We start from the raw sequence: 19,708 nt of genomic DNA, 5'->3' as shown, positions 1-19,708 counted from the left end.
ACGTTTTATGCGCCAGTTGTTTAGCCATAGCTCGTTTTTTAAATTTTATATACTGCTGGGCCTGGCGCTATGTGTCGTATTGCTAATCGCACTGGGCGGTCGTTCATTTATTGAACAAGTGCGCCGAGAAGATTATCGCGAACAGCTTGTGGCACTGCCCATGTCGTTAATGACCCACCAGCTTGGCGAGGTTAGCGAGGATGAGCGCAGCTTGCTGCTGAGCCGTTTTACCGAGCACCTCGGTATGCAGCTTACTCTGCGGCGTATTGACGAAGTGAAGCTTGGCTACTTTGCCAGTAAGCGTATTAAGCGCGGTAGCGTATTGGTGACCGATGACCCATGGCGTCTGCGTCAACGCGTGCCAGGCACTGGTGATGAATGGCTGCTGGAAGCGTCCTTGCCCGTTTGGAGCGAGCGCCAGTGGCAAGGCAGCATGTTGCTGTTAGGCGAATGGCTAGCAACATTGCCGTATGAAGAGCATGAAGCTGCCCTGGCAGCACTACGCTCCGGCAGTTGGCCGCTGTCTCTGCTGCAGACCTTGCCAGATAATTTAACCCCTAAGCAGCAAGGCCAGCTGGCATTGGGTAACGTACTGACCCTGTTATCCTCTGAAAAGCTCTCCATTAGTCTGCTTTATCAATTGCCTAATTCAAGCTCATGGCTGTTGGCTGGGCCTATTACGCGCGGCGATACGCTACCGATGAATTTACAGCTACCGCTGTTACTCGGTGCCATGGCCGTGTTGTGCCTCATTATCTATCTGATTATGCGTCGTATCGAGACGAGAATGGCGCGCCTGGAGCTTGCCGCTACCCGCATTGCCAGCGGCAGGCTTGAGACCCGTGTGAAAGTGGAAAGTGACGATTCCTTGGGCCGCTTGGGCATGGCCTTTAACGGTATGGCAAGCCAGGTGCAAACTCTGCTGCGTGGCCAGCAAGAGATGATCCGCGCCGTTTCCCACGAATTACGCACACCGGTGGCACGTATTCGGTTTGCCGTGCAGATGGTGGAGGATATGACCGACCAGCCCGCGATTAGACGTCAGTTACAGGGTATTGATGCCGATATTGCAGAGCTTGATGAGCTCGTTGATGAAATTCTTACCTATGCGCGTTTAGGGGGCGAAACGGTGAATGGCGCTGAGCTTGAGATGGCGCTGGTAGACTGCCGCGCCATGGCCGAGCGAGTGATCGATACGTTGGCGCCGCTACATGAAGGGCTAACCATTGAATTGACCGACGGTGCGGATATTGAGCTTTTGGCCGAGCCGCGCTATTTACAGCGGGCACTGCAGAACCTGGTGAGCAACGCCTGTCGCTATGGAAAAAAACACATCACCATTCGGCTCTGGAGCGAAGCACAGCTAGTGCGTATTGATGTCGAGGATGATGGCCCTGGAATACCCGCAGAGGCTCGCACTGATATATTTAAACCGTTTACTCGTTTGGACGATAGCCGTGCGCGAAGCCTGGGGGGCTACGGTTTGGGGCTTTCCATCGTGCAGAAAATTATGGCAGGCCATGGGGGCAGCGTTACCGTCGACACTAGCCCCACGCTCGGCGGCGCTCGCTTTACGTTGCTGGTTCCTCGTCGTGAGTCGCTGGCTTAATGCCTGAAAGCACGGCAAACGATGTTTCCCGGGCGGTACGCAGAAAATCTTGCATCCAGGGAGCCTCAAGCGTCTCTTCGCGAACGGCGGCGTACAACGTACTCCAGATACCTTGCTCCCCTAGCTTGACGGCCTTGACGTAATCCCGCTCCAGATATTCCGTCAGCGCCCAGTTAGGCAGTGCACATACGCCACGCCCACTAGCTACCAGCTGCATCATCATAATGGTTAGCTCAGCCGTGCGGATCTCCTGAGGACGCACATTGGCCGGGTCTAGAAACTGGCTAAATACATCCAGGCGGGCCTGCTCAACGGGATAGGTAATCAGCGTTTGGTTGGCCAGTGCCTGTGGCTCAATAAAGGCTCGGTCGGCGTAGTCGTGCTGGCGTGCCACTGCAAGTAACCCTTCGTATCGAAACAAGGGCGCATAGTGAACGCCATCTAGCGGCTGCGGGTCGGCAGTTATGACTAAATCCAGCTGCTCGCGGGCCAGAGCCGGCAGCGGGTCAAAGTGGTGGCCGCTGGGAATATCAATTTCGATTTCCGGCCAGTGGTCGCGAAAGTAATCTACGGTCGGCATCAGCCACTGAAAGCAGCTATGGCATTCGATTGCCATATGCAGCCGACCCTGCTCGGTTCCCGCCAGTCGCGCTACATCACGCTCGGCTTTACGCACTTCGGGTAGTATCTGGTCGGCTAGGGTTAGTAGCCGTAAACCCGCACGGGTAAACTCGACGGGACGCGTTTTGCGCACAAATAGGGGGCTATTAACCCGGCCTTCCAGGTCTTTTAACTGATGCGAAAGGGCTGACTGAGTAAGATGGACGCGTTCAGCCGCCTCAACCAATGAGCCCGTTTCACGTAGGGCGAGTAAGGTACGTAAATGGCGCAGCTCAATCATGGTGGTCAACTTTTACGTTGTTTATTAAAACGTCGGTTGGATTCATCGTTGGGCCTTGGTCAGGCTGCGTGAAATTATTCACGTTAAAAGGTTTCATCATGACAGTTTCTCATATTCTCGGCTATGTGCGTATCGGTGACCAGCCGACCGTTAACGCGTTGAATACTTACTTGAAGGATGCCTGAAGGAGAGGAGGTAGGCACGCACGGGTTAGCATCTTGAATTTATCAAGGTAACTCAGAGAAAAAGTAACGTAGAGAAAAAGCCCCGCTACTTGATCAGCAGCGGCGCCTAAAAGGGTTAACGACAAGTTTTAACGACAAGTTTTAGCGGCTAGCTTTGCTGCCTAGCTTTAATATTTAGCCTTAATAGCTAGCTTTTTGATGCGTAGGCATAAAGCAGCGTTTCCTGGGCGCTAATGGCATCGCCATTGCCAGGATCTTGTAAACGGTAGCTGCCATCGCTTTGCAGTAGCCAGCTCTGGCAGTTATCGACCAGGTAGGTTTCCAAGTCTTTACGCACTCGGGTGGCGAGCTTTTTATCCAGCAGCGGGAAGCAGGTTTCAACCCGGTGAAACATATTGCGCGACATAAAGTCAGCGCTTGAACACCAGATTTCCGACTTTCCTTCGTTATGGAAGTAAAATACCCGGGTGTGCTCTAAAAAACGGCCAATAATCGAGCGAACGCGGATATTTTCAGAAATGCCTGGCAAATTAGGCTTTAAGCAGCACATGCCGCGAATGATTAAATCGCACTCAACACCTGCCTGGGAGGCACGATAAAGCGCCTTGATCAGCTTAGGCTCGGTCAGTGAGTTGCACTTGATAATGATATGTCCACGTTTGCCCTTAAGCGCCAGCTGGGCTTCGCGGTCAATCATTTCGACCAAGCGCTCATGTAGGGTAAAGGGAGCATGCAAGAGCGTATCAATTTTGCGCGCCCGGCCCATTCCCGAGAGCTGCTGAAAGACTTTATGCACGTCGGCACACAGCGCTTTATTGGCGGTCAGTAGGCTGTAATCAGTATAAAGTTTGGCGGTTTTAGAGTGATAGTTGCCCGTGCCCAGGTGCGCGTAGTGGCGCAGTTCACCCTTTTCGCGACGCACGATATGCAGCATTTTGGCGTGGGTTTTATACGCCATGATGCCGTAAATCACGATAGCCCCGGCTTCTTGCAGGCGTGATGCCAGCTGCAGGTTGTCGGCTTCGTCAAAGCGCGCGCGCAGCTCGATCACTACGGTAACTTCCTTGCCTTGACTGGCCGCATCGACAAGCGCACTTACGATAGACGATTCAGCACCGGTGCGGTAAAGCGTCTGTTTGATGGCCAGAACATCGGGGTCGCGGGCCGCCTCACGCAGCAGCTCCTCAATCGGGGAGAACGACTGGAACGGATGATGCAGCAAAACATCGTTTTTAGCGATTGCCTCAAACAGGCTGCCCGCTTTCAGCGTCTTGGGAACGCTTGCCGTATAGGGGCGATAAACAAGCTCAGGACGATCGACATCCCCAAGCACCGACATCATGCGGGTGAGGTTCACCGGCCCTTGAACGCGGTATAAATCGTCTTGGTCTAGCTCGAACTGGCGCAGTAAAAAGTTGATAAGGTCATCGGGGCAGTTATCGGCGACTTCCAAACGCACGCCTCGCCCATAGCGGCGTGCCAAGAGCTCACCGCGCAGCGCAGATGCCAAGTCAGATACCTCTTCCGGATCAACAGTCATGTCGGCGTTGCGGGTCAGCCTAAACTGATAGCAGCCGCGTACGCGCATGCCCGGGAACAGCTCCTCAGCGTGGGCGTGAATCATGGATGACAGGAAAATATACTCAGAGAAACCTTCGGCACACAGCTCCTTGGGTAGCGCCATTAGCCTGGGGAGCGAGCGCGGTGCCGGGAGAATGGCCATACCGCCTGCCCGACCAAAGGCGTCTTTGCCTTCCAGCTCAACAATAAAGTTAAGGCTTTTGTTCACCAGCCGGGGGAAGGGGTGCGAAGGGTCAAGGCCAATCGGGCTGATGACCGGCATGATCTCGTTATTAAACATCTCATGCACCCAGTGCTTTTGTTCGTCGGTCCACTGGTCACGACGACGAAAGCGCAGACCCTGGTTTTCAAGTGCGGGTAGCAGGGTGTCGTTAAGAATCTGATACTGGCGGGCGATTTGCTTATGGGCAATTTCTGAAATTTCCGCAAGCACCGCTTTGGGCAGGCGCCCATCAGCCGCCGTCGTATCGTCACCCAGCGCCATTTGATGTTTTAAGCCAGCCACGCGAATTTCAAAAAACTCATCCATGTTGGAAGAGAAGATAAGCAGGAACATCAGCCGATTAAGCAGTGGGTGCGCATCGTCTAATGCTTGTTCCAAGACGCGGATATTAAACTGAAGGTGGGACAATTCACGATTAAAGTAGAGCTGGGGGTCGTCTAAATCAGTTTCACTCAGGGCTTCTCTGGCATGCACGCCGTTGGGGGTACGATTAACGCGTAGCGGCGAACCATCACTTTCGACGTTCGGTAACTCGTTGAGTAATAGCGTCGTGGATGGTGAAACGTGATCGTCCATAATGGCTCCCCTGCATTAATGGCTTCAAGCTAGCATAGCGCGATACCTATCATTTAAAGCAGTATGCGGGAGAAAGATGACAGATAGATGTCATATATCTGTCATCTTAAGCATGGATCTCTAACGCTGGTTCTGCAACAGGCGAGCTGCTTCAAGCGCAAAGTAGGTCAAAATGCCGTCCGCTCCGGCACGCTTAAAGCACATGAGCGATTCTAATATAACCGGCTCGGCTTCCAGCCAGCCGTTATCAAACGCAGCGCGGTGCATGGCGTATTCGCCGCTTACCTGATAGGCAAAGGTGGGCACTTTAAGCTCGGTTTTAACCCGTTGCACTATATCCAGATAAGGCATGCCGGGTTTGACCATCACCATGTCGGCACCTTCGCTGATATCCATGGCCACTTCGTGTAACGCCTCGTCACTATTGGCCGGGTCCATCTGATAGGTGCGCTTGTCAGCCTTACCCAGATTGGCAGCCGAGCCGACCGCGTCGCGGAAAGGGCCATAGTATTTGGAGGCGTACTTGGCGCTATAGGCCATAATGCGAACATTATGCAGAAGCTCCTGCTCCAGCACTTGGCGAATAGCGCCAATGCGGCCATCCATCATGTCTGAAGGCGCCACTACGTCAGCCCCGGCTTCGGCATGAGAAAGCGCCTGTTTGAGCAGCGTCTCTACCGTACGATCATTCAGAACATAGCCTTGTTCGTCTAAAATGCCGTCCTGGCCATGAATGGTATAAGGATCAAGGGCGACATCGGTAATAATGCCCAGCTCAGGTAGCGCCTCTTTGAGGGCACGCACGCTGCGCTGAACCAAGCCATTGGCATTATAGGCTTCTTCGGCAAACTCACTTTTCTGCTCGGTGCCCACGACGGGAAATAGCGCCAGCGCAGGTATGCCCAGAGCGAATGCTTCCTTGGCTTGTTCAATCAGTAAATCAATCGACAAGCGTTCAACGCCAGGCATCGAGGCCACTGCCTCGCGCTGATTTTCACCTTCTAAAACAAACACCGGTAAAATTAAATCAGCGGACGTTAACGTGGATTCCTGCATCAAGCGGCGGGAAAAGTCGTCGCGACGCATGCGGCGCAGGCGGGTGCCAGGAAATTGACGGGGGCTCAATGTGCTCAAAGGTTATCTCCGTGAAGGATCGTAAATCAATACCCGTAGGCTTGGGTTGAGTATATCAGGCATGTCTTACGGCGAAAGCCGCCTTGTGGCCCTGGTTAAGACTGACTAAAGTTAGCGATTGCTTGCCAGATGGCGATAGGTAAGCCTGCAATAAGGAGATAGGCATGACTAAACAGGTAGCGGTGGTATTGGCGGGCTGCGGTGTTTTTGATGGTTCTGAAATTTATGAAACCACCTTAACGCTGCTGCGCTTGGATCAGTTGGGCATTGGTTATCGCTGCTTTGCGCCGGATATAGAGCAGCATCATGTGGTGAATCATCTTACCCAGGAGGAAGTGACGGGCGAGAAACGCAATGTGCTCCAGGAATCGGCACGTTTAACGCGAGGTGATATTCAGCCTCTGACTGAGCTAAAGTCCGATGAGTTTGATGCTGTCATCGTACCGGGTGGTTTTGGCGTCGCAAAAAACTTATCTGACTTTGCCAGTGAAGGCGACAACATGCAGGTGCTGGAAGCCTTTAAAGAGGCGCTGGCAGGTTTTCGGGAAGACGCGAAGCCGATTGGCCTGATGTGTATTGCTCCCGCGCTTGTGCCACGGCTGTTGGGCGACGGTATCGCGGTAACCGTGGGCCATGACCCGAGCGTATCGGGGGCGATCAGCGCCATGGGCGGCCTGCACCGCAGTTGCGCAGTGGACGATATCGTCGTAGACCTTGAACATCGCGTGGTCACCACGCCTGCCTATATGCTTGCTACCCGCATTAGCGAAGCTGCAACGGGTATTTTTAAGCTGGTGGATCGTATTGATGAAATGATGGATTAACCAGCATCTGTTATGGATATCTAAGCAAAAGCCTCTGCCATCGATGATGGCAGAGGCTTTTTACATGACCTTTTGCTTGTCTCTGCAGCGTAAAACTTAAAGCTCTTGCTCTTCTGCCGCCTGTTGCTCGTCGCGCCGTTTGCGCACCAGGCGACCAAACAGCAGACCAACTTCATAAAGCAGGTACATCGGCAGGGCGAGCAGGCTTTGTGACACCACATCCGGTGGAGTCAGCAGCATGCCGATAACAAAGCAGCCTAAAAAGATATACGGCCGTTTTTGAGAAAGGCTTTGCACGCTTGCCGCGCCGGATAAAATTAACAAAAACGTCGCAATGGGAATTTCAAACGCCACGCCAAAGGCAAAAAAGAGTTTCAGTACAAAGTTAAGGTACTGATTAATGTCGGTCATTACCGTAACGTTTTCCGGCCCTGTCTGGGTAAAAAACGCAAACAGCAGTGGAAACACCACGTAGTAGGCAAAGGCCGCGCCCGCATAAAAAAGCCCGATACTAGATACCAGAATCGGTATGGCCAGGGCCTTTTCGTTATCATAAAGTCCAGGCGCTATGAACGCCCAAGCCTGGTGAAGTACAAATGGGATCGCGATAAAAACTGCGACTACCAGGGTCAGCTTAAAGGGCGCCAGAAATGGTGACGCCACTTCGGTAGCAATCATCTGCGATCCCGGCGGCAGTAACGCCATAAGTGGCTCCGCCACAAAGCTATAAATATCGTTAGCAAAAGCGTAGAGGCCTAAAAAGACCACCAGTATAACCACCACCGCGCGCACCAGACGCATGCGAAGCTCGATTAAATGCTCAATCAAAGGGGCTTGGTGCTGATCGTTTTGGGGCTCCCGAGCGTCGCCAGGGGTACTCATGGGTGATTGCTGTCCTTTTGAGTGGTCGCCTTTGAGGGCTCTGAAGAAGCATCTGACGCAGAGGCGTCTGGTGCTGTTTCATTGACTTCCTGCAGAGCGTCATCCAAATGAGAGCTTGCTTGTGCGACGCGTCGCTCGGTTTCAGGCTGGGATGGCGTCATAGGCTTTGAGGCGCCAGAAGAAGGCTTATCGACAATACTCTCGACGTCTTTTTTGGCTTTCCTCAAACTATCGTTAATAGTTTTTTGCTGTTCATTAAGCGTTTGGCGAAGCTCTTCCGCTTCAAGCTGCGCGCTGATTTCGCGCTGCATACCGGATACCGTGCGCTTAATTTTGCCGATCCATAGGCCTGTCGTGCGCGCCGCCCGAGGGAGGCGCTCAGGACCAAGCACTAACAGGGCAACGACACCGACAAGCATCAGTTCAAGAAAACCGATATCCAGCATGGTTTATTTGCGCTCTTCGTTACGTGCCGCACGCTCTTTTTCGGCCTGAACGTCATAGGTGTTGCCCGGCTCTTCGTGGGCCACCTTGGCATGGGAAGGCTCGGCATCTTTCTTCTCGTCGTCTTTATCTTCCTCATGCACGGCTTTTTTGAAGCCTTTGATGGCGCCGCCCAGGTCGGTGCCCACGTTACGCAATTTCTTGGTGCCGAAGATTAAGATGATGATGCCTAAAACAATAAGCAGCTGCCAAATACTAATGCCACCTAACATATGCGTATCCTCATTAATTCAAATGCGTGTTGTTTATGATGGCGTGCGGGCGGCTTTTTCATCGTGACCGGAAATGTCAAAGCGCCTTGCCAACTCGTTTAAAACATCCTGATGGTCAAGCCCCAGGTGCGACAGCATGACCAGGCTGTGAAACCAAAGATCCGCAGTCTCGGCGACAAGCGCCTGACGCTGCGCTTCACTGCCGTGCTCGGCGTCTTTGGCTGCCAGCAGCGTTTCGGTAGTTTCTTCACCCACTTTTTCGAGTATCTTGTTCAAACCCTTGTGATGCAAGGACGCAACGTAAGAATTCTCGGGAGAAGCACTGCGTCGCTGCTTCAACACCTCAGCGAGGGCGTCGAGGACGGGGGCGTGATTAGGCGTTGAGGGGGTGTTCATGAGTCTCCTTAAAGCAGTGGACAGCATCATTACCGGTTGGATGACTGGCCGTCCTTAACCTTGCTATTGGCATAACGGGCTATTGCCATAATAGTAGTAGTAAGCCAAGCGCGGCGGCGCCAAGAATCGGCCAATCCTGAGTGGCTGCCCAACTGCTAAGCGGCTGCCAGGCTAGTGCAATAGCCACCAGCAAAAGCCCGATACGCAAGCGATGATGGCGTTTTCCCTGACGAGCCATGTGGCTCTGCATATGATGAATTGCGTCAACTTGCTGATGGCGCTGACGGTGCTCGATTTCCATTCGCGTAAGCGCCTGGTGTGCCAGCACGGGCAGCTCAGGCAACTGGTGAGAAAGCTCTGGTGCCTGGCGCTTGAGCGACTCCCAAAGCCCACCGATCCCGGCGCGCTCTTTCATCCACTGTTCAAGATACGGCTTGGCGGTGCTCCACAGATCAAGCTCAGGGTAGAGCTGGCGGCCAAGGCCTTCGATATTGAGCAGCGTTTTTTGCAGCAGTACTAGCTGCGGTTGGACTTCCATATTAAAGCGCCGTGCGGTCTGGAAAAGCCCCAGCAGCACTTGGCCAAACGAGATATCTTTTAATGGCTTTTCAAGAATCGGCTCGCACACGGTACGTATAGCGGCGGCGAACTCATTCGCCCGGGTGTTTTCGCCTACCCAGCCCGATTCGATATGCAGCGCCGCCACTTCGTAATAGTCCTGATGGAAAAACGCCAGCAGGTTGCGCGCCAGATAATCCTGATCTTCGCGCGTCAGACTGCCCACGATGCCGCAGTCGATCGCAATATATTGCGGATCTTCGGGATTATCGCAATTTACAAAAATATTACCCGGGTGCATATCGGCATGAAAGAAGTTGTCGCGAAACACCTGGGTGAAAAAGAGTTCAACACCGCGTTCGGCAAGCTTTTTCAGATTCACGCCCCGTTTGATCAGGGTATCCAGATCAGCAACGGGAACACCACGGATGCGCTCTTGCACCATCACATGGCGGCGTGTGAAGGGCCAATAGATGGTTGGCACGAACAGCAGCGGCGAATCTTTAAAGTTACGCTTGAGCTGCGAGGTGTTGGCCGCTTCCTTATAAAGGTCCAGCTCGTCGAACAGCGTCGCTTCATAGTCGCGGATAACTTCGACCGGGCGTAGCCTGCGCGCTTCAGGCACTTTGGCGAACAGCTTGGCAACTTGATACATCAGCGCCATATCCTGGCGCATGATGCGATCAATGCCGGGGCGAATGATCTTAACTACGACCTCTTCGCCGCTATGCAGCTTGGCGGCGTGCACCTGCGCAATCGATGCCGAAGCGAGAGGGGCCTGCTCGAATTCGGCGAAGGCCTCAATCAGCGACATCTCCAGCTCTTTTTCGACCCGGGCCGCGGCAAGTTCGCCCGGGAAGGGCGGGACCTGGTCCTGCAAGCGACGGAGTTCGTCTGCAATATCCTCAGGCAACAGGTCGCGGCGTGTGGAAAGCATCTGCCCAAATTTAATGAAAATGGGGCCCAGTGCTTCCAGTGCCAAACGTAAACGCTCGCCGCGCGTACGTTTGCCAACCGGGAACAGCCGCAGTGGTGAAAACCACATGAGCGTGCGTAGCCAAAGCGGCAGCCGTTCCATGGGAATCATTGTGTCGAGACGTTGGCGCGCAACGACCATGAGAATTTTGAACAGACGCAGACTCATAAACGCGGCTCCTGCGAGGCGTGCGATGCGTCAAGCGTCAGGCGGCGGTGTAGCCGATTAAAGCGGGCTTCGAGGCGATCAGTGGCCACTTCAAGCTCAGTAAGATGGTCGCGTAACAGGTCGCGCTGTTGGCGTCCGGGTAGCAGGCGTGCCTCTTCAAAAACGTACTCCGACACATCCTGAAGCAGCTCATCCTTGGCGCGCAGGCCCCAGCGAGACAGGCGACGTACGCCCTCGGCCAGAGAGTGGGCAGGCATGTCGCCCAGCCAGCGGGCAAGCTCGCCTTCCCAATCAATATCCAGGTCAAACAGCAGCTCGCGGGTGGCTTCCAGCAGATGAATGCGGCCACGCACGGCAAGTTTGCCGTCAAACATAAGCCGTTCGATCGACGCGCCGCTGATCCATTCCGAGAATGTTTCCGGGGTTAGCTCTACAACGGCATCCACCTCGGTTTCCTCGACGTCGTCGCCACGCAGCAAGTCGATACCTGCTGAATGGTAATGCAGCACCAACTGAAGATGGGGTTTTTCCAGACGCACTAACAGACGGCTGCCCGCCAGCGCCGCCAAGCGGGCTGGAGCCGCTGGGTCGCGGGCAAGCAGGGCGTTCAGCATGCGTTCACATCCGGCCAGCACCAGGGTCGGGGTTACCAGCATGCTGACCTCATCATTGGTGACGCGATTGTGTAGGGTAATGTCATAGCTTAATGCCGCGGTGCAAAGCGACAATACCGCCCGTCAGGTTGGTGTATTCCACCCGCTCAAGGCCCGCCGCCTCCATCATGGCTTTCAAGGTTTCCTGACCCGGGTGCATACGAATCGACTCGGCCAGATAACGGTAGCTTTCACCGTCACCCGCAACAAGCTCACCCATTTTGGGCAGCAGGCGGAAGGAGTACTCGTCATAGGCTTTGGAGAGCAGCGGGTTGTTGGGCTTGGAGAATTCCAGCACCAGCAAGCGGCCGCCTGGTTTCAGTACCCGAGCCATGGAGCGCAGCGCAGCGTCTTTATCCGTGACGTTACGCAAACCAAACGCGATGGTAATGCAGTCAAAACTGTTATCAGGGAACGGCAAGCACTCGGCATTTGCCTGAACATACTCGACATTGCCGCCCACGCCGTTATCCATCAGCTTGTCGCGGCCCACTTTCAACATGGAAGCATTGATGTCCGCGAGTACCACTTTGCCGCGAGGGCCTACAATGCGCGAGAACTTAAGGGTTAAATCGCCGGTGCCGCCAGCAATATCCAATACGTGATGGCCAGGCCGGACGCCTGCACGCTCAATGGTGAAACGCTTCCAGACGCGGTGAATGCCCATCGACATTAAATCGTTCATCACATCGTAACGGGCGGCGACAGAGTGGAAGACATCTGCCACACGCGATGCTTTCTCGTCGACCGGGACTTCTTGATAACCAAAATCGGTGGTGCGCTTTTCCGTGGGGCTCATGGGGCTGTAGCTCCCGAGTTCGAGGCGGTAACAATCGACCAAGGTGGTCGCCGTGTTAAAAGGATGACGATATTGTAGCCTTGTCTACCCCAATTTGTCTGCGCCTGACCGGGCGCCAAGCGTTATAGTTGCTTGAAATGAATACCAGAAGGCTCGCGGGACGCCCCGGCTTCTTCAAGCCGCTGTATATAGTTATCCCAGTATGCCTGCTGGTGCGTGGCCAGCTCATATAGATAGTCCCAGCTAAACAGACCGCTGCTGTGGCCATCGTCAAAATAAAGCTTTAAGGCGTAGTGGCCCGCCTGGGTAATGTTCTGTAGCCCGACGTGCTTTTTGCCTACCTGGAGTACCGCCGTATCGCCGCCGTGGCCGCGCACTTCAGCCGAGGGCGAATAGACCCGTAAAAGCTCTACCGGCAGCCGGTAGTTTTCGCCACTGGCGTAGCCAAGTTCAAGCTCACGCGCACTTTTATGGTAGTGAACCTTGCTGGGGACAGGAGCGCTCATCGGTTGACCTCTTCACGTATTAATAAAGCCGCCTACCCTGGATTAGCGCCGTATTTAGCGTAAAACAAAGTGGCGGCCTCAGCTGCACTTAGATTCTCTGTAATTTAAAAAAACTAATTTTACAGAATATAGCGCGACAGATCTTCGTCAACGGCGAGTTCGCCTAACTGGGCATTAACGTAGTCGGCGTCAATCACCAGCGGGCTATCCATATCGCCACCTCTAAACGAAGCCTCTTCAAGCAGGCGCTCCATCACGGTATGCAGGCGGCGTGCGCCGATATTTTCGGTGCCTTCGTTAACCTGCCAGGAAATCTCAGCAATACGCGCAATACCGTCAGGGGTGAACTCAATATCCAGGCCTTCGGTCGCGAGCAGCGCTTGGTACTGACGAGTGAGCGATGCAGAAGGCTCGGTAAGAATGCGCTTAAAGTCGCCAGGCGTCAGCGCGTCAAGCTCAACGCGGATCGGCAGGCGGCCCTGAAGCTCCGGGATCAAGTCGGAGGGGCGCGACAGGTGGAAGGCGCCCGAGGCAATAAACAGAATATGATCGGTTTTCACCATGCCGTACTTGGTCGACACGGTGGAGCCTTCGATCAGTGGCAGCAGGTCGCGCTGCACACCTTCACGGGAGACTTCGCCACCGCTTGACTGCCCGCTACCCTTGGCAACCTTGTCGATCTCATCCAGGAACACGATGCCGTGCTGCTCGACGGATTCAACGGCGCGCGCCTTGATCTCATCTTCGTTGACCAGCTTGCCCGCCTCTTCATCACGCAGTAGTACCAGAGCTTCTTTAACCGTTACCCGGCGCTGTTCGCGCTTCTGCTGGCCCATACTGGAGAACAGGCTCTGCAACTGGTTGGTCATCTCTTCCATGCCCGGCGGGGTCATGATGTCGACGCCCTGGCCCTGAGACGACACTTCGATATCGATCTCTTTGTCGTTCAGCTGGCCTTCGCGCAGCTTTTTACGGAACGACTGGCGCGTGCTGCTATCTTCGCGGGGCTTGTCTTCCTGGCCACGCGGTGGCGGCAGCAGCGCATCCAGCACGCGGTCTTCGGCGGCGTCTTCCGCGCGGTGGCCAACTTCTTCTTTAGCGTGTTCACGAACCATTTTAATGGCCGCTTCCATCAGATCACGGATGATCGATTCAACATCGCGGCCGACATAGCCCACTTCAGTGAACTTGGTGGCTTCGACTTTAATAAACGGCGCGCGGGCAAGCTTGGCCAGACGGCGGGCAATTTCAGTTTTACCCACGCCCGTGGGGCCGATCATCAAAATGTTTTTCGGGGTAACTTCGGGGCGCAAGTCGTCGTCAAGCTGCATGCGGCGCCAGCGGTTGCGCAGCGCAATGGCCACGGCACGCTTAGCATCCTGCTGGCCGATAATGTATTGATCAAGCGCGTGGACGATTTCGCGGGGTGTCATCTGAGTCATTAAGGCAGCCTCAACGTTCGTTGATATTTAGCTCTTCGAGCGTCACGTGATGGTTGGTGAATACACAGATGTCACCAGCGATTTGCAGCGATTTCTCGGTGATTTCCCGCGCTGAAAGTTCGGTGTTTTCGAGAAGTGCACGGGCACTTGCCTGGGCAAAGTTACCGCCCGAACCAATCGCGATAATGCCGCGCTCAGGCTCGACCACATCGCCATTGCCGGTGATGATCAGCGAGGCGCTATGGTCGGCAACGGCAAGCAGCGCTTCCAGCCGACGCAGGGCGCGGTCGGTACGCCAGTCCTTTGCCAGCTCAACGGCTGCCTTGGTAAGGTGACCTTGATACTTCTCAAGCTGAGCTTCAAAACGCTCAAACAGTGTGAACGCATCGGCCGTGCCGCCTGCAAAACCGGCGAGCACTTTGCCACGATAGAGGCGACGCACCTTGCTGGCGTTGCCTTTCATCACGGTATTGCCAAGCGATACTTGGCCGTCGCCTGCCAGGGCAACCTGATTACCGCGACGTACGGATACGATAGTGGTCATGGAGATAACTCCTTGGGGGAGGCGTGCTCCCGATAACTGACCGGCCGCTTAACGGATGATAGAGCGACCGCTAACAAAGACGATGGACAATAAAATGCGGGCGGCTGATAAAAAATCAACCGCCCGCGGAATAACACCTATGGGTTTCGTTAGTTTTGCAGCTGAATCAGCAGGGGCTCGATGCCTTGCGTGGTCATTAAATCCTGGGCGCGGTTCAATTCGCGCGTGTCGTCATACGGCCCTACCTGGACACGGTGCCACGTATTGCCATCGGCCTGCACCTCGCTGATTTGGGCAAGCAGACTCAGGTTACGCAACCGGCCACGCAGCTGCTCGGCATCGCTTAACTCACGAAACGAGGCGGCTTGCAGCACGTAGCGTTTTGCCGCACTGGTATTGGTCGGCGCAGGCTGCTGCTGTACGGTACTTGCCTGCTCATCCGGCCGCGTATTGGCGGCAATGACCTGAGCTATAGGATCGTCGCCCGCGGCTGACGTGTCGCTCGTGGTGCTTTCTGCGGGCTGTTCGGCGACTTCAGGCCGGGTCACGTTGGAGGGCAGTGTAACGCCTGGGGCAATAACCTCGGTTTCCGGCAGCAGCGTATAAAACTCAAACGTCGGCATCGACGGTTGAGTTTCCGTCTCGCGTGCGGCGGCCCGCTCTGGGCTTTCTGGCTTGGAGAGCACCGTTGCCTGGGGCTGGTCGCTGGGCTTGTCCTGCCAGGGTGCTGTGCCGTGCTGGTGTTGAGCCAGAAAGAAGCCTGCCGCCATGCCAGCAAGACCCCACAGCCAGCCGGGGAGACGAAAACCTCCGCCCGAACTGCCTGAGGTGCGGGCGGCCTTGCGCTGTGACGTAGCGCCACGGCGAGAGGGCTTTTTGCGCGGGCTGGCCATGGTTTACATCTCCTCTGGGGCGCTGACGCCCATCAGATCCAGACCATTGCGCAGCACCTGCCGGGTTGCCAGGCCCAGCGCCAGGCGAACGTTGCGTAACGTATCGTCCTCGACCATGACTTTAACCGCGTTGTAGCAGGTGTGGAAATCACCCGCTAGATCCAGCAGGTACTGAGCGACTTGCTGCGGTTCACGGTTTCTGGCGGCGGTTTGAACAACCTCTGGATAGCGGGCCAAGCGGTTAAGCACGGCCTTCTCCTGGTCGCTATCCAGCAGGGCCAGGTTGGCCATGGCCTGCGTATGATCAAACGGTTGATCTGCCGCCTCAGTTTTGCGCAGCATGCTGCATACCCGGGCATGGGCGTATTGGATGTAGTACACCGGGTTGTCGTTGGACTGCGAGCGCGCCAGGTCAATGTCGAAAGTGAGCTGCGAGTCGGCGCGGCGTGCAGCCAGGAAAAAACGCGTGGCATCGCGGCCGACTTCGTCGATCAAATCACGTACCGTGACGTAGCTGCCGGCCCGTTTGGAGAGTTTTACCTCAACGCCTGAGCGCGTCACCATGACCATCTGGTGCAGCACGTAATCGGGCCAGCCCTTGGGAATGCCTACTTCCAACGCCTGCAGACCGGCACGCACCCGGGTAACGGTCGAGTGGTGATCGGCCCCCTGTTCGTTAATCACGGTGGTGAAACCGCGCTGCCATTTATCCAGGTGGTAGGCCACGTCAGGCAGGAAGTAGGTATAGCCGCCTTCGCGCTTGCGCATCACGCGGTCTTTGTCATCACCAAAGTCGGTAGTGCGCAGCCACATAGCGCCATCGTCTTCGTAGGTGTGGCCGTTGGCGACAAGCTTTTCAACCGCTTCGTTCACCTTGCCATCCTGATAGAGCGAGGATTCGAGGAAGTAGACGTCAAACTCAACGCCAAAGGCTTTGAGATCCAGATCCTGCTCACGGCGTAGCCAGGCAACGGCAAATTCCTGAATGGCGTCCAGGTCATCAGCATCCGCCTTGGCGGTGACTTCGCGATCATCAGCGGTGACGGTTTTACCTGCCAGGTAGTCGTTGGCGACATCGCTAATATATTCGCCGCGATAGCCGTCTTCCGGCCAGCTTTCATCATCAGGACCCAGATTTTTGGCACGTGCTTGTACCGAGCGGGCCAGGTTGGCAATCTGCGCGCCCGCATCGTTGTAATAAAATTCACGCGTGACGTCGTAGCCCGTGGCTTCCAGCAGGCGGCACAGGCAGTCGCCAATGGCGGCACCGCGGCCATGGCCCACGTGCAAAGGGCCCGTCGGGTTGGCTGATACAAACTCGACCTGCACTTTTTCCGCCTGACCAACCATGCTGCGGCCAAACGCGTCGCCGCTATCCAGTACCTGAGCGACAATTTGTGCGGCGGCGTCGGCGGCGGCAAAAAAGTTGATGAATCCAGGCCCGGCGATCTCGGTTTTTTGGATAGCGTCGCTTTCGGGCAGCGCGGCAATCAGTGTCTCGGCCAGCTCTCGGGGATTTTTGCCTGCCGGTTTGGCCAGCATCAGCGCCAGGTTAGTGGCGTAGTCGCCGTGGGCCTTATCTTTGGTCGGATCGACTTTGATGGTGGGCTGAAGATCATCAGGCAGCACGCCTTGGAGCTTGAGCGCGTCTACGGCGCCGTTGAGCAGAGAAATAATCGTGTCTTTCATTTGGGTATCCGGATAACGTCGGTGGCGGCGTGTGCAGGCGCGCACTGAACTAGGTGCATCAACATAAGTACATCAACGTAGATGTATCAACCAGGCCTAGGTGCAGCAGCAAAGCGGTCATTATCAGCATTTGGCGCGCAGTTTCAAAGGTGTTGATGCTATCCATGCTTAAGTGCCCGCGCCTGCGGGCGGCTTTTTTGCAGCGAAAAGCTCAAGTTAAGCCAGCGTTTGCGGGTCAATATCAATCGACCAGCGGACCTTGCGGGCCTCGCGATTGGCTTCCATCCATTGCACCAGCCAACTGGCCGCTGTATGCAGTTGGCTACGCTTGCTAGCTGCCAGCATAAGGTGAATATGGTAACGGTTTTGGCGACGCTCCATGGGCGCAGGCACCGGGCCCAGGCAGTTAGTGGCAAGGCCTGAGGTCTTAAGCCACTCACGTAGCGCCTGGCCCGCCTGCTGGGCAAGCGTGAGAGCCGCTTCCTCCTGAGGGCTTTCCACCCTTAACAACGCCATAAAGGTGAAGGGCGGCAGCTGCGCCAGGCGTCGTTCTTCCAGAAGGTTTCTGGCCAGTGCTCCGTAGCCGTGTTCGGCCAGCTGGCCTAGATGCGGATCATCGGGATGTAAGGTCTGCACCAGCACCCGGCCCGGGTCAGCCGCCCGACCGGCACGGCCGGCCACCTGCTCAAGTAGCTGCGCGCTATGCTCCAGCGCTCGAAAATCAGCGGCATAAAGGCCGCCATCGGCATTCACCACCACCACTAGGGTGACGTGAGGCAGATGGTGCCCTTTGGCGAGCATTTGGGTACCCACCAGCAGGCAGGGCTCGCCGCGATGAATCTCTTTGAGTATCTGCTCGAAACTGTCTTTTTTACGCGTGCTGTCGCGATCAATACGGTGAACGGCCACCTTGGGAAAAAGCCCTTGGAGCGTCTCTTCAGTGCGCTCGGTGCCGCTTCCCAGGGCACGCAGGTCGCCGCTGCCGCACTCGGGGCAGGCGTCTGGCAAGGCGCGGCGGCTATCGCAATGATGGCAGGCGAGTAGCGGCGGTTGGCGGTGCAGCGTCATGCGCGAATCGCACTGGCCACACTCCGCCATCCAGCCGCAGGCGTGACAGGCAAGCGTGGGCGCAAAGCCGCGCCGATTGATAAAAATCAGCACCTGCTTGCCCGCGCTCAGCGTGCTTTTAATCGCTTTGATCGCATTGGGTAATAGCCCGCCTTGGCGCCGCTGATGGCGTAAGTCAATCAGCTCCAGCTTGGCGGGCTGGTGGCGGCTGGGGCGCTGAGTAAGGCGCAAGTGGCGATAGCTGCCTGAAAGCGCCTGCTGCAAGCTTTCAAGCGATGGTGTGGCGCTGCCCAGAAGCAGTGGGATGCCGTGATAGTGTGCGCGTGCTACGGCAAGATCCCGAGCATGGTAGCGAAGCCCGTCGTGCTGCTTATAAGAGCCGTCGTGCTCTTCATCGACAATAATCGCCCCCGGGTTGGCAAGCGGGGTGAAAATCGCCGAACGCGTGCCGATAATAACCAAGGCACGGCCGCTTGCTGCGGCCTCCCAAACATCTAAACGTTCAGGGTCGGTTAGCCCTGAATGCAGGGCAACTACCGGTACCCGAAAGCGGCTTCTAAAGCGTGCCAGGGTTTGCGGCGTCAGGCCGATTTCGGGTACGAGTACCAGCGACTGCTTGCCTTTAGCCGCCACTGACTCAATGAGCTGTAGATAAATTTCGGTCTTACCGCTGCCGGTTACCCCTTCAAGCAGGCACGGGTGATAGCCATCCAGCTTTTCATGCAGGGCAGCCAGTGCCGCCGCCTGTTCGCGATTAAGCGGTAGGGCGGGTGTCGCAAGCAGATTGCCACTAGGCGGCTCGGGGGCGGTCAGAACAATTTCCTGCTGGGTGGCCAGGCCTTTTTTGGTCAGTGCCAGCAATTGATCGCGAGTAAAACCATGCGCGCTGACGGCGCGGGTGGGCAAGCCGTGGGGATGCTGGCTGAGGAGGGCGTAAAGCTCGGCCTGTTTGGGGGCACGACTTAACGCCGGTTGCGTTTGCATATTGGCAAGCCAAAGCGTTTGCGTGCGCCCGGCCATCGGGTGGCCCTGGCGCAGCCTGGCGGGCATTGCGTGTTGCAGCGTATCGCCCAAACTGTGCTGGTAGTAGCGTGCAGCAAATCGGCACAGCCACAGCCAGTCATCGGGAAGCGGCGCGTCATCCAGCGCTTCGCTCACCGCCCGCAGCTGGCTGCGCGGTAGCTCACTGGTATCGGCTAGCTCGACAATCACGCCTACCACTTCGCGGCGGCCAAACGGCACGCGCACACGAAGCCCCAACTGCCAGCCACAGGGAGGAGGGTGGCTCGCCGGTAAGTAATCAAACAGGCGACGCAGTGGAGAAGGCAGGGCAACTTTCAGCACCTGCAAAGAAACAGTGTCAGGCAATTGGCCTCCGGCGATAA

Annotated in this window: 18 protein-coding genes; 2 read left to right on the top strand and 16 right to left on the bottom strand. The window is 55.9% G+C overall.

Annotated elements, in window-relative coordinates:
* Nucleotides 1-7: 7 nt before the first annotated feature.
* Nucleotides 8-1,609 (top strand): ATP-binding protein, encoded by a 1,602-nt coding sequence (locus tag ACT3XD_RS13870; RefSeq protein ID WP_192538508.1) that lies wholly within the window; start codon nt 8-10, stop codon nt 1,607-1,609.
* Here the strand turns inward: ACT3XD_RS13870 and ACT3XD_RS13865 are convergent.
* The 3 genes from ACT3XD_RS13865 to hemB form a co-directional block, all read right to left on the bottom strand.
* On the bottom strand, nt 1,572-2,510 hold the full coding sequence (locus ACT3XD_RS13865) for a LysR family transcriptional regulator (protein WP_192538509.1): 939 nt from the start codon (nt 2,508-2,510) through the stop codon (nt 1,572-1,574). The genes ACT3XD_RS13870 and ACT3XD_RS13865 overlap by 38 nt on opposite strands.
* A 372-nt stretch (nt 2,511-2,882) precedes the next feature.
* Nucleotides 2,883-5,075, bottom strand: coding sequence for a polyphosphate kinase 1 (ppk1, locus tag ACT3XD_RS13860; RefSeq protein WP_192538510.1), 2,193 nt, complete (start codon nt 5,073-5,075; stop codon nt 2,883-2,885).
* Nucleotides 5,076-5,195: 120 nt separating this feature from the next.
* Nucleotides 5,196-6,209, bottom strand: coding sequence for a porphobilinogen synthase (hemB, locus tag ACT3XD_RS13855; protein ID WP_192538511.1), 1,014 nt, complete (start codon nt 6,207-6,209; stop codon nt 5,196-5,198).
* A 164-nt stretch (nt 6,210-6,373) separates the two neighbouring features.
* On the opposite strand from hemB, the gene elbB reads away from it, so the two are divergent.
* Complete coding sequence (elbB, locus tag ACT3XD_RS13850; protein ID WP_192538512.1) at nt 6,374-7,033, top strand: isoprenoid biosynthesis glyoxalase ElbB; 660 nt, start codon at nt 6,374-6,376, stop codon at nt 7,031-7,033.
* A 96-nt stretch (nt 7,034-7,129) separates the two neighbouring features.
* On the opposite strand, the gene tatC is transcribed toward elbB, so the two are convergent.
* The 13 genes from tatC to ACT3XD_RS13785 all read right to left on the bottom strand — a co-directional run bounded on the left by tatC (nt 7,130) and on the right by ACT3XD_RS13785 (nt 19,691).
* Entirely contained in the window at nt 7,130-7,915 is a 786-nt protein-coding gene (gene tatC, locus ACT3XD_RS13845) for a twin-arginine translocase subunit TatC (RefSeq protein ID WP_192538513.1), read from the bottom strand.
* Entirely contained in the window at nt 7,912-8,361 is a 450-nt protein-coding gene (tatB, locus tag ACT3XD_RS13840) for a Sec-independent protein translocase protein TatB (RefSeq protein WP_192538514.1), read from the bottom strand. The genes tatC and tatB overlap by 4 nt, the downstream gene beginning before the upstream one ends.
* Nucleotides 8,362-8,364: 3 nt before the next feature.
* A complete protein-coding gene (gene tatA, locus ACT3XD_RS13835) occupies nt 8,365-8,631 on the bottom strand; it encodes a Sec-independent protein translocase subunit TatA (RefSeq protein ID WP_192538515.1) in 267 nt (88 codons plus the stop codon).
* A 33-nt stretch (nt 8,632-8,664) separates the two neighbouring features.
* Entirely contained in the window at nt 8,665-9,027 is a 363-nt protein-coding gene (locus ACT3XD_RS13830; protein WP_192538516.1) for a phosphoribosyl-ATP diphosphatase, read from the bottom strand.
* A gap of 79 nt (nt 9,028-9,106) precedes the next feature.
* Nucleotides 9,107-10,729, bottom strand: a complete 1,623-nt coding sequence (gene ubiB / locus ACT3XD_RS13825) for a ubiquinone biosynthesis regulatory protein kinase UbiB (protein ID WP_192538517.1) — start codon at nt 10,727-10,729, stop codon at nt 9,107-9,109.
* Nucleotides 10,726-11,385, bottom strand: coding sequence for a ubiquinone biosynthesis accessory factor UbiJ (locus ACT3XD_RS13820; protein WP_192538518.1), 660 nt, complete (start codon nt 11,383-11,385; stop codon nt 10,726-10,728). The genes ubiB and ACT3XD_RS13820 overlap by 4 nt, the downstream gene beginning before the upstream one ends.
* Before the next feature lie 40 nt (nt 11,386-11,425).
* Nucleotides 11,426-12,181 carry a bifunctional demethylmenaquinone methyltransferase/2-methoxy-6-polyprenyl-1,4-benzoquinol methylase UbiE gene (ubiE, locus tag ACT3XD_RS13815; RefSeq protein WP_018918813.1) on the bottom strand — a complete coding sequence of 252 codons (756 nt, stop codon included), beginning with the start codon at nt 12,179-12,181 and terminating at the stop codon, nt 11,426-11,428.
* A gap of 122 nt (nt 12,182-12,303) precedes the next feature.
* Entirely contained in the window at nt 12,304-12,687 is a 384-nt protein-coding gene (locus ACT3XD_RS13810) for a gamma-butyrobetaine hydroxylase-like domain-containing protein (protein WP_192538519.1), read from the bottom strand.
* A 119-nt stretch (nt 12,688-12,806) separates the two neighbouring features.
* Entirely contained in the window at nt 12,807-14,129 is a 1,323-nt protein-coding gene (hslU, locus tag ACT3XD_RS13805; RefSeq protein WP_192538520.1) for an ATP-dependent protease ATPase subunit HslU, read from the bottom strand.
* A gap of 10 nt (nt 14,130-14,139) precedes the next feature.
* Nucleotides 14,140-14,673, bottom strand: coding sequence for an ATP-dependent protease subunit HslV (gene hslV / locus ACT3XD_RS13800; protein WP_018918810.1), 534 nt, complete (start codon nt 14,671-14,673; stop codon nt 14,140-14,142).
* A 149-nt stretch (nt 14,674-14,822) separates the two neighbouring features.
* Nucleotides 14,823-15,566, bottom strand: a complete 744-nt coding sequence (locus ACT3XD_RS13795) for an SPOR domain-containing protein (RefSeq protein ID WP_192538521.1) — start codon at nt 15,564-15,566, stop codon at nt 14,823-14,825.
* A 3-nt stretch (nt 15,567-15,569) separates the two neighbouring features.
* Nucleotides 15,570-17,255, bottom strand: coding sequence for an arginine--tRNA ligase (argS, locus tag ACT3XD_RS13790; protein ID WP_192538522.1), 1,686 nt, complete (start codon nt 17,253-17,255; stop codon nt 15,570-15,572).
* Between the two features lie 216 nt (nt 17,256-17,471).
* Nucleotides 17,472-19,691, bottom strand: coding sequence for a primosomal protein N' (locus ACT3XD_RS13785; RefSeq protein ID WP_192538523.1), 2,220 nt, complete (start codon nt 19,689-19,691; stop codon nt 17,472-17,474).
* Nucleotides 19,692-19,708 lie beyond the last annotated feature (17 nt).

This window comes from Halomonas sp. AOP7-B1-5 (assembly GCF_052353045.1).
In the GTDB taxonomy this organism is placed as follows: domain Bacteria; phylum Pseudomonadota; class Gammaproteobacteria; order Pseudomonadales; family Halomonadaceae; genus Vreelandella; species Vreelandella colorata.
Note: the sequence above shows the minus strand (reverse complement) of the source record. Positions and strands in the feature narration are given on the sequence as shown.